This window comes from Flavobacterium sp. (assembly GCF_044368625.1).
Lineage (GTDB): Bacteria > Bacteroidota > Bacteroidia > Flavobacteriales > Flavobacteriaceae > Flavobacterium.
In genome coordinates this window covers 1-11,160 of the sequence record NZ_JBIPPD010000105.1, presented here as the reverse complement: position 1 = coordinate 11,160, position 11,160 = coordinate 1, and the positions used below count along the sequence as shown (strand labels likewise).

General features: G+C 34.0%; 9 protein-coding genes and 1 pseudogene. 8 read left to right on the top strand and 2 right to left on the bottom strand.

The features are described from left to right. Positions 1–193, bottom strand: a pseudogene (locus tag ACIQ2X_RS09290) (hypothetical protein); the annotation flags it as partial. 231 nt (positions 194–424) lie between these two features. Between ACIQ2X_RS09290 and gdhA the strand changes: the two are divergent. The 4 genes from gdhA (at position 425) to ACIQ2X_RS09270 (ending at position 5,801) form a co-directional block, all read left to right on the top strand. After that, positions 425–1,768, top strand: a complete 1,344-nt coding sequence (gdhA, locus tag ACIQ2X_RS09285) for an NADP-specific glutamate dehydrogenase (RefSeq protein WP_396178652.1) — start codon at positions 425–427, stop codon at positions 1,766–1,768. A 143-nt stretch (positions 1,769–1,911) separates the two neighbouring features. Further along, positions 1,912–4,212, top strand: coding sequence for a two-component regulator propeller domain-containing protein (locus ACIQ2X_RS09280; RefSeq protein ID WP_396178651.1), 2,301 nt, complete (start codon positions 1,912–1,914; stop codon positions 4,210–4,212). A gap of 115 nt (positions 4,213–4,327) precedes the next feature. Next, positions 4,328–5,041 (top strand): DNA repair protein RecO, encoded by a 714-nt coding sequence (gene recO / locus ACIQ2X_RS09275; RefSeq protein ID WP_396178650.1) that lies wholly within the window; start codon positions 4,328–4,330, stop codon positions 5,039–5,041. Between the two features lie 283 nt (positions 5,042–5,324). Further along, a complete protein-coding gene (locus ACIQ2X_RS09270) occupies positions 5,325–5,801 on the top strand; it encodes a hypothetical protein (protein ID WP_396178649.1) in 477 nt (158 codons plus the stop codon). A 433-nt stretch (positions 5,802–6,234) separates the two neighbouring features. On the opposite strand, the gene ACIQ2X_RS09265 is transcribed toward ACIQ2X_RS09270, so the two are convergent. Beyond that, positions 6,235–6,483, bottom strand: coding sequence for a hypothetical protein (locus tag ACIQ2X_RS09265; protein WP_396178648.1), 249 nt, complete (start codon positions 6,481–6,483; stop codon positions 6,235–6,237). 274 nt (positions 6,484–6,757) lie between these two features. Between ACIQ2X_RS09265 and ACIQ2X_RS09260 the strand changes: the two genes are divergently transcribed. The 4 genes from ACIQ2X_RS09260 to ACIQ2X_RS09245 form a co-directional block, all read left to right on the top strand. Continuing rightward, positions 6,758–8,026, top strand: a complete 1,269-nt coding sequence (locus tag ACIQ2X_RS09260) for a DNA cytosine methyltransferase (RefSeq protein WP_396178647.1) — start codon at positions 6,758–6,760, stop codon at positions 8,024–8,026. Next, on the top strand, positions 8,023–9,099 hold the full coding sequence (locus ACIQ2X_RS09255; RefSeq protein WP_396178646.1) for an HpaII family restriction endonuclease: 1,077 nt from the start codon (positions 8,023–8,025) through the stop codon (positions 9,097–9,099). Before ACIQ2X_RS09260 ends, ACIQ2X_RS09255 begins: the two co-directional genes overlap by 4 nt. Before the next feature lie 187 nt (positions 9,100–9,286). Next, a complete protein-coding gene (locus ACIQ2X_RS09250) occupies positions 9,287–9,562 on the top strand; it encodes a hypothetical protein (RefSeq protein ID WP_396178645.1) in 276 nt (91 codons plus the stop codon). 370 nt (positions 9,563–9,932) lie between these two features. Continuing rightward, on the top strand, positions 9,933–11,160 hold a 1,228-nt coding region (locus ACIQ2X_RS09245), incomplete at its 3' end, for a hypothetical protein (RefSeq protein WP_396178644.1).

The following is an 11,160-nucleotide window of genomic DNA, read 5'->3' as shown; positions in this document are numbered from 1 at the left end:
CTGAAAAGCCCACGTTTTTGATAGTGTTGTCTAAATCACCCCTTTCTCCAAAATCCCCCTGAAAAAAAACGGGCCCACCCATGATACCAATTTCTTGATAGGTTCTGCCGTATTGTGCTTGCGCCAAAGTAAAAGTGCAAAGAAAAAAGAACTGCAATACATTCTTGTAAGCCTTCATAAGAGCAATTTTCATTTATAAAAAGCAAATATAAAAAATTATAAAGCACAACTAGTTTTTATTTGTAACGAAATTAGATAGTTAACAATTCCATATTGTTGTACGAAAGTAAGCACAAGAGAATCCAAAAAAAATGAAGTTGTAAATGATATTCTGGATGCAAATAATTTTAAAAGTATCTTTATTTAAAGTATATTTGCCGTTTAAAACGAAAACGTTTTCTTAAACGTTAATAATCTAAAAATCATGTCACAAAGTATTAAGTTATTTCTTGAAGCGGTTGAAAAAAGAAACCCTAACGAGCCAGAATTTTTACAAGCAGTGCACGAAGTTGCTGAGACTGTAATTCCGTTTATTGAAGAAAACAAAAAGTATCAAAACAAGATGCTTTTAGAGCGTATGGTTGAAGCAGAACGTGTGATTACCTTCCGAGTGGTTTGGTTGGACGATGCGGGAACCATTCAGGTAAATCGCGGATACAGAATTCAAATGAATTCTGCCATTGGACCGTACAAAGGAGGAATTCGTTTTCATCCATCTGTAAATTTGAGTATTTTGAAATTCCTTGCTTTTGAACAAACATTTAAAAACAGCTTGACTACTTTGCCAATGGGTGGAGGAAAAGGAGGAGCTGATTTTGACCCAAAAGGAAAATCAGATAATGAGATTATGAAATTTTGTCAAGCATTTATGACTGAATTGTGCAAGCATATTGGCGCTAATTTGGACGTTCCTGCGGGAGATATTGGTGTAGGCGGAAGAGAAGTAGGATACATGTTTGGTCAATATAAGCGAATTCGTAACGAATTTACAGGAGTACTTACTGGAAAAGGAATTTCTTTTGGAGGTTCGTTAATGCGTCCGGAAGCAACTGGATACGGAAACGTGTATTTTGCTCAAAGTATGTTGCAAACCAAAGGAGATTCGTTTGTGGGTAAAGTGGTTTCGGTTTCAGGTTCTGGAAACGTAGCGCAATTTGCAGCTCAAAAAGCAACGGAATTAGGTGCAAAAGTAGTTACAATGTCCGATTCTGGTGGGTATATTTATGACGCTGACGGAATTGACGCTGAAAAATTAGCCTACATTCAGGAAATCAAAAATGTAAATTTCGGTCGTATAAGCGATTATTTAAATAAATATCCAAATGCTACATTTGTGGCTGGAAAACGTCCATGGGAAGTTAAAGTGGATATTGCATTGCCTTGTGCTACTCAAAATGAGTTAAATGAAGACGAAGCAAAAGCACTAGTGGCCAACGGCTGTATTTGTGTTTCTGAAGGAGCGAATATGCCTTGTACGCCGCAAGCTGTTACCGTTTTCCAAAACGCTAAAATTTTATTCGCACCAGGAAAAGCGTCAAATGCTGGTGGAGTTGCTACCTCTGGATTGGAAATGTCTCAAAACTCACTTCGAATGAGCTGGACAAGCGAAGAAGTAGATGAAAAACTAAAAAGAATTATGTTAGACATTCATGCTTCATGTGTAAAATACGGTTCCGACTCTAACGGACAAGTGGATTATGTGAAAGGTGCTAATATTGCTGGATTTGTTAAAGTTGCAGATGCAATGTTGGCTCAAGGAGCTGTTTAATAAAAACAATATAAGTTGATTTAAACCGAATCTGAAATTTCAGATTCGGTTTTTTTTTGTAAAAAATTAAAATAAGGTTGTGCATATAATTAAAAGCCCAACAATTTCGTTTGTAGTATATTTGCAACTCTAATTAGTACATAATGAAATACCTTTTCGTAGCCATACTCGCTATTTTAGTAATTCCGACAGGATTAGGACAAACCAATCAATCCTGGAAGGGCTATTTCTCCTACAGTGATATTAAAGATATTTCGCAATCTCCCACCCAATTTTTTGCCGCTTCAGAAAATGCGTTATTTTCCGAAAGTAATGTTACTAATGAAATCAAAACCACCAATACAGTCGATGGATTGTCGGGTCAAACCATTTCGGCGATGTACCACAGTCCTACATTTAACAGAACTTTAATTGGCTATGAAAACGGCTTATTAATAGTAGTTAATGAATCGGACGGGACGATAAAAAAAGTGGTGGATATCATTAACAAACAGCTTCCACCTAATCTTAAAAAAATCAATCATTTTACCGAATACGAAGGTATTGCCTATTTGTCCTGCGATTTCGGCATTGTTCAATTTAATTTGACCACACTTCTCTTTGGCGATACTTATTTCATCGGCTTCAATGGTGCTGAAATTCGGGTCAATCAAACGGCCATTTTTAACGGATTTATTTATGCTTCTTGCACGTTTAATGGAATTAGACGCGCAAATATTGAAAGCGAAAATTTGATCAACTTTTCAGAATGGACAGAAATTAATTCCGGAGGTTGGAACGGCATCGCAACAGTTGGAAACGAATTGGTAGCCATGAATTCTAATGGAAACTTAAACCGATTTAATAACGCTACTTTTCAGCCCTTTATTCAATTTCCGCAATCGTCCGTTGATTTACGTGCCACGGAAAATAATTTGGCACTCACATTTCCAAATCAAGTGCTGTTTTACAATGCACAATTGGCACCCATTTTCAGCGTCAACGATGTGCAATTGCAGCAAACCATTTTGCCTAAATTTACCTGTGCAACCATCATTGGAACTAAAGCATATATAGGAACCACTGAATATGGAGTAGTTACCACACCCCTAACTGGAGCAACAAATTTTAATTTCCTTTTACCCGATGGACCTATTCGAAACAGTGCTTTCTCCATCAACGCTTCTACCGAAAATCTCTGGGTTGTTTTTGGAGGATATGCATCCAATTATAATCCCTATGAATATGAGTTTGGACCTCTTGCTTTATTTGGAATTTCTAAACTTACCGATCAACAATGGTTAAATATTCCGGCAGACGAAGTTTTAGGAGCAAAAGCCTTATCGGACATTGCAGTCAACCCAAATAACAATAATGAAGTGTATATTTCCTCTTATTTTTCGGGCTTATTGAAATTAGAAAATGATGTTCCCACCACTTTATTTACTCCTTCCAACACCGGCCCCAATGGAATCGAAAACATCGAAGTCGCGGGTAATCCCAATGACATTAGGATAAACAATCCTGTTTTTGATAAAGCTGGAAATTTGTGGCTTACCAACAATTTGGTTACAAAATCACTAAAAGTTTTGAGGGCAAATGGCCAATGGCAAAGTTATTCTTTAGAAACGGTAATTAACGAACTTACCGCTTTTGGTGGTTTGCTTATTGATAAAAATAACACAAAATGGATTGCTTCCAGAAGGGGAGTTATTGGTTTTAACGAAAACGGCGGCGTGTTCAAAGTCATCACTGAGGGAGCTGACAATGGAAATTTGCCCTCGCGTGATGTACGAACCATTGCTATTGACAATCGAAATCAGTTGTGGATTGGCACCGATAAAGGTTTACGGGTACTTTCCAGTATTGATCGCTACAACTCGGAAGGACAATTGACAGCAAATCCGATTATTATTTTGGAAGACAACGTGGCACAAGAATTATTATTTGAGCAATTTATAACGTCGATTGAAGTGGACGGAGCTAATAATAAATGGGTCGGAACTGCCACTTCTGGTGTTTTTCAATTTTCTTCAGACGGTCAGCAAATTCTGCAAAGATTTACCATTGATAACTCGCCGCTTCCCTCCAACAGCATCAACGACATCGACATCAATCCGAATACAGGGGAAGTATTTTTTGCTACACCACAAGGAATTGTAGTTTACAAAGGTATTTCAACCGATGGAAGCGAAAATTTACAGAATGTAAAAGTATACCCAAATCCCGTGCGACCTGGTTTTGCAGGAACGGTTAAAATTACGGGACTTTTGGATAAAGCCAATGTCAAAATCACAGATATTTCTGGAAATCTAGTGCACGAAGTAATTTCAGAAGGGGGCACAATCGAGTGGGATACCACCGCTTTTGGAAAATATAGAGTCGCTTCTGGCGTATACATGATTTTTGTTGCCGCACAAGACGGACTAGAAACGACCGTTAAAAAAGTGATGATTATAAGATAAATTTTCAATATCAATATCAACTTCAATATCAATAAATAAATCCCAAATTCCACTCCAAGTTACCCTCCCGATTGCCATCGGGATTGGAGGGATTAGGGGAGGATTTCAAATCCCAATGCAAGTCAAAACCAAAGCCATTGTTTTATCGGCACTTAAATTTCAGGAAAAAAGTTTGATTGTAAAGCTTTTTACACTTTCCGACGGACTCAAATCCTATTTTGTACGCGATGCTTTTTCCGGTCGAAAAGGCAATCATAAAATCGCCTATTTTCAGCCATTGACTTTATTGGAAATCGAAGCGGTGCATAAAAATAAAGGCACACTTGAAAATTTTAAAGAGATTAAAATCAGTCATCCGTATGCCACGATAGCTTCAGATATTTCTAAAAGTACGATGGTGATGTTCCTTTCGGAAATGTTGCACCACAGCATTCATGAAGAAGAGGCGAATCCTGATTTTTTCTCCTTTCTAGAAACTGCTTTTTTATGGTTGGACACCAACAATCAGATAGCTAATTTCCATTTAATTTTATTGATGGAAGCTACCAAATTTTTAGGATTTTACCCCGAAAATTCCAATCCGGATTATGCTTTTTTCGAAATGCGTGAAGGGGTTTTTGTGCCTTTTGAAACCGTAACTTGTCTAAATAATTCCAATTCTTATTTGCTTAAAAAATTGTTAGAACTTCGTTTTGATAGCACCCAAGTTTTGTTCAACTCCAAAGAGCGACAGGAACTACTCAAAATAATCATCGACTATTATGCCTTGCATCTGGACGGTTTCAGGAAACCTAAGTCGTTGGAGGTTTTAATGGAAGTTTTTTCTTAAAAAAGCCTTTGGACTTTAAATTTGGAGCGAAACATTCGGGCTTTTTCAGGCTTCCATGTTCCCGCTTTTCGCAATATCTCCCGAAGAAAAATCGGGAGGATATTTGCTGCAATCGGGGCTATTGAGGTTGCTACTTTTTCTTTTGGTTTGGCTTGGGATTTTTAAAAATAAAGTCTCATTAAAATTTTAACATTTAAAACTAAAAAATACCCATTTGTAGGGAGTTTTTGTAATGATATTCTTTACTAAAATTGTTGTAACATTAATTTAAAAGAAAACAATTATGAGTGTATCAAATCAAATTAGCGTTGAAATTCCAGAGGCAGTAATCACTTCTGTATTAGCAAAACTAAACCAATGTAAAGCAGAACTTGCTCCTTTCATGCAAGGACTTACCGCAGACGAAAGAAGAGACCTTTTTAAAATGGGCGACAAAACGGTAGCAACTGTTCAAAAAACTAAATCGTACACCGAGACCAACCCCGAATTTATTCCAGCCTACATGGATGTTAATGAATTTAACCGCGATGTAACAGTAGTAAATCAGTTAAAACCTATTGAAGAGTTAGCAAGACAACTTGTGGCAGATGTAAGTGATACAAGTATGCTTGCAGGAAGCGAAGCCCTCCAACAAGCCTTATTGTATTATGGCCAAGTTCGGGAAGCCAATTCTAAAGGCGTTCCGTCATCAAGAGCGGTTTATGATGACCTTCAAGCACGGTTTTCAAGAAAGAGAGCAAAACCGAGCCAAAATCCCTAACTGAACCATTTGTAATGAAAGCCTCCTTATCGAGGTTTTTGTTATGAATTTCTTTTAGAAAGTATATTCTCATTATCAAGTTCAAGCAAAAAGCCTGATATTATTCGATTGGTGAATTAAAACCAGGCTTTTTGCTTCATCAATCACCTAAAAAGCCTGACTGATTATGCCAAAAGCCTGAACAATCACCGGAATTGCCTGATTAACCACCCACACAGCCTGATTGATGAGGTAAAAAGCGAGAACAACGAGGTTATTTACTTCATCGATAAGGTGAATAGGTCCATAGATGAGGATTTTGGAGTGGATCGCGAAATTATTTACTTTTTAATTATATATTTGACTTAAATATCCTAATAAATAGCGACAAGCCAACCAGTATGGGGTGTATAATCGCTATAAAGTAGCGGGTATATACGAGTTAGCGGCAACCCTAAGAGCGACCACTATCAGACAATAAGTATTCAATAATGTCAATCATTACTATTCCAGTAAGTATTAAACCACCAGTACAAAAATAACCGACAATATTATCACACATCTTTTCGGCTTCATTTATAGCTTTCCAATGCCACCCATAGGCAATTAAAAAGTAAGTTGTTTCAATTAGCCAAAAAGATGTTCCTACCAAGCAAAGTATTTTTGCTAAATTCCATTTTTGTTTTACTCGTTTCCAATTCATATTTTTAAAATTTGTGAAGAAGGGCAGCCGCTAACAAGTGCTATACAATATGGCGGCTGACGTGCTTCGATTAAACATTTTTACTAATTCAAACTTGGTGCTTCGTATTGGGCTTTCTGCTGAAAATCCGCCACATCGTATAGCACCGATACGTTATGCCTCACCCTACCGAACCGCATACAAACATTGAGCTGACAACAAAATCAAAGACAAACGAAAATAATTTCTAATAATTTTTGTATTTTAGCATCATAAAATAAATTGAAAAATTATAATGAAATTAAAAGAGAAAATATCGCTCGAAAAAGTATTTGAAAAAGAATACAAAATAAAAATTGTTGAAACTGAAAACAACAAAGAAGCGGTTATTACTCACTTTTTGCACAACAGCAAAAACGGAGTTTCACAATTTTTCAAAAAGGATGCAGTAAAATACACCAAAGAAATTTTGGAGTATAAGTATCCTGAAGAAGAAATCACGAATATTCTAGCCGAAGAAGCTTTACAATATGGGATTTTTGACACTTTTGACGTTCCTTTTCCTCCATTAGAAAATCCTAAATTCAAATTTATCGACCTTTTTGCTGGAATTGGCGGTTTCCGTTTGGCAATGCAAAACCTTGGCGGAAAATGTGTTTTCACAAGCGAATGGGACAAAGAAGCCAAACGAACTTATAAAGCAAACTTTGGAGAACGACCATTTGGCGACATAACAAAAGAAGAAACAAAAGCATTTATTCCTGATAATTTCGATTTGCTTTGTGCAGGTTTTCCTTGTCAAGCATTTTCAATTGCTGGGAAACGAGGAGGATTTGAAGATACAAGAGGTACGCTTTTTTTTGACGTTGCTGAAATCATAAAAAGAAAACAACCAAAAGCAATATTTTTAGAAAACGTAAAAGGTTTGAGAAACCACAATGGAGGAAAAACTTTAGCAACAATTTTAAATGTTTTGAGAAATGATTTAGGATATTTTGTTCCCGAACCTCAAATCATAAATGCAAAAGATTTTGGAGTTCCACAAAACAGAGAACGAATTTATATTGTTGGATTTAGAAATGATTTAGGAATTGAAAGTTTTGAATATCCAAAACCAACAAATAAAAAAGTTGCTTTTTCAGACATTAAAGAAAAAGAAGTTCCACCAACAAAATACTTTCTTTCAACTCAATATGTTCAAACTTTAATCAATCATAAAGCAAGACACGAAGGAAAAGGAAACGGTTTTGGTTATGCCATAATTCCTGATGATGCAATCAGCAACGCAATTGTTGTTGGCGGAATGGGAAGAGAAAGAAATTTAGTTTTAGACCACAGAATTACGGATTTTACGCCAACAACACACATAAAAGGAACTGTAAATCGTGATGGAATTCGCAAAATGACACCACGAGAATGGGCAAGACTTCAAGGTTTTCCCGATAATTATTTAATTCCAGTTGCTGACGCATCTGCATACAAACAATTCGGCAACTCCGTTGCCGTTCCAGCTATTCAAGCAACTGCAAACGAGATTTTAAAACTAATCGGAATTAAGAAATGATAACAGGAAACAAAGGAGAATGGAGCGAAGTTTATACACTCCTAAAAGTCATTTCTGACAAACAACTTTTTGCAGGCGACAGCAATTTAAAGAAAATAGAAACTTTGATTTTTCCAATAATCAAAGTGCTTCGTGACGAAACAAATGGAACTTTTGAATTTAGTTATGATAATGATTTAGTGATTGTTAAAAATGGCGAAAATGAAATTAGAGTATCAGTTTTAGAATTTCAAAAGCAAGCTCATTTTCTTTTGACAAAGCTCAAAGAAAAGACAAATGCTACTTTTTCAATTCCCGAAATTGAAAATTTTATAAACTCTTTTGACAGTCATTCACTGAAAGCAAAATCATCTGTAAAAAGTGATATTAGAATTGTAATTCACGACCAAAGAGCAGGAACAAATCCTGAACTTGGTTTTAGCATAAAATCACAACTTGGTGGAGCTTCTACTCTATTGAATGCTGGTAAAACAACAAACTTTATTTTTAAAATTAACAATTTAGGTTTATCCCAAAATCAAATTTTAGAAATAAACGAAATTGAGACAAGAAGCAAAATAAAAGATAGGATTGAAAAAATTACTGAATTAGGTGGTATATTAGAATTCCAAAAAACAGAAAGTTCTGTTTTTGGCAATAATCTTGTTTTGATAGATAGTGCTTTACCGAAAATCATTGCTGAAAGTTTGCATTTGTTTTTTACTTCAACTTTTTCATCAGTTTTAGAATTAACATCAAAAATTTCAATTGCAAATCCGCTCGAATATAATTTAGAAACAAATCATCCTTTTTATTCATACAAAATCAAACGTTTTCTAACTGACATTGCTTTAGGAATGATGCCTTCAAAAGTTTGGACAGGAGAATTAGATGCAACTGGAGGATATTTGATTGTGAAAGAAAACGGAGAAGTTTTGTGTTATCATATTTACAACCGAAATGAATTTGAAGATTATTTGTTCACAAATACAAAATTAGAAACTGCAAGTAGTACACGACACGAATTCGGTAAGATTTACGAAGAAAATGGACAATTAAATTTCAAACTAAATTTACAAATACGGTTTAAATAAAATGGACAAAAAAAGGGCGAAGGCATAACAGGCGTTTGGCAAGATTGGGGTTTTGGGCTAAATTTAAAGTTGGTTTTGTACTTTCAAAGTCAGTGTTTAAACGAAAGTTTAGGCTTCCTTAATCCCCAACCTCGCCAAGCGCCGGAACGTTATGCCTCAGTTTAAAGAACCGTAAACAAACGTAAAAATGAAAGAATATAAAATACTCGCAGAAAAAGAAATTGAATCGGTAAAAAGAAATTTTACAGACAATACTAATTCATTAAAAGGATTAATTGAGCAATTAGAATCATTCAAAGAAATACTTGTAGATTTAGACATTAAACTAAAGGATTTAGGAAATGATTTTGTTTCTAAAAATTCTTTATCCGAAATACAAATAGAAGAAGTAAAAGAAATAAATCATAACTTAGTTTCTGAATTTATTAACGGAACAGGGCTTCCATTTATCGGAACTAAATAGATTTTCACATTGTGTTCAAGTAGTTTTTTTTCTAATTCAATGGATTCTTCTAAAAGTTTAGACAAAGAATCAATTTTTACATAAAATTCCGAAGGAATAACTAAGTTAATTTTTTCTGACATAATAAATATTTTTAAAATACTTCCGACTTAAAATCGGTGCGGAAGCGAAACCGAAAAATAAAACCGAAGGCATAACAGCAGTTACACGAGATTTTGGTTTCGGTAATCAACTAAAACTTGGTTTTGTGTTTGAAAGTTCAGTCTTTAACCGAAAGTTTTAGGCTTACTTTACCCCAAACCTCGTGTAGCTGCGGAACGTTGGCAGTAATGTTGAGTAGCAAACGCAAAAAAATCTAAAAAACATTTTAATGGATAAAAATACAATCATCAGATTATTAGTTGAAAAACTTGAAAATGAAATAAGAAATTCATTAAAAGAAAATCTGCATAAAAATCCAATGGCAGGAACACCTTTAGAAGGTATGTTTCTTTTACAAATTATTAATAAAGAATGTGATAATTACAGAAATTTTCTTAATCAAAGTCAAGATAAAATCAATGTAACCCAAAATGATATTGACAACATAATTTCAACAGCTGCTAAAAATATAAATAGACAAGTTTTTGACAATATGGATGATGATGAAACTGATAATGATTTTCAAAATTATAATTTTGAAGATGAAGATTTTGAAGATGAAGAAACTGAAAGTATTGAAAATGAAAAATTTTTAATTAGCTCTTTGTTTTACAAGTTTTGTTTTTCTGATGAAGTTGCTTCATTGTTTCTCAATGATGATGAAAATAGTAAAGAAATAGCTCAAAATATCAGAGAAACAACAAATTTAAATGATTCAGCTTCTTTTAGAATGTTTAAAGCATTTCTTAAACAACAAAACATACTAATAAACCAAATTGAAGAAGACAGATTTGAATATAATAATTATGAATTTAATTTTAGTTTGACCAGAAGAAAAATTGAAAATTCTAATAACTTTTTCGAAATCTTATCAAATAATATTGAAAATGTTAAAAATGAAGATGATATTGAATTAGCAGTCGCTAATAATTTTGTTATTTATGTTGAAAACAATAAACCAAAAATATTATGTTGTGTTGTAAATGACCCATACGTTAATAAATATGCTATAAGGAAAGTTCAAACTAATGGAATAAGTTCAAGCATTGGATTTATCAACGATAACAAAATAACTACTATTTGTGAAAAAATAATGGAAATTATTCCAAAAGCAGAAATAATAAAACCTTTAAACAACAATCCAAATTCAAAATTGAATGAACAATTTAAAAATTATAAAGATGGTTTAATGTTAATAATTGGAGATAAAAATCCTGCTAAAGGTTCAGATGATAATAAAACTATTTCATTTTATTTAGGTTTAGCTAACAAAACTAAAGCATTTGACTTTTACGAATTAGTTCGAACTAACAATAATGGAGCATATTTCAGAATACACACTATGAATGGCTTTTCAACAATTGCAGAAAGCAATTCTGAAATTATTTACAATGATATGACGAATACAGAATGGTTTGATTTAATTTATAAAACTTCTATGAAACATTTTTTCAAAG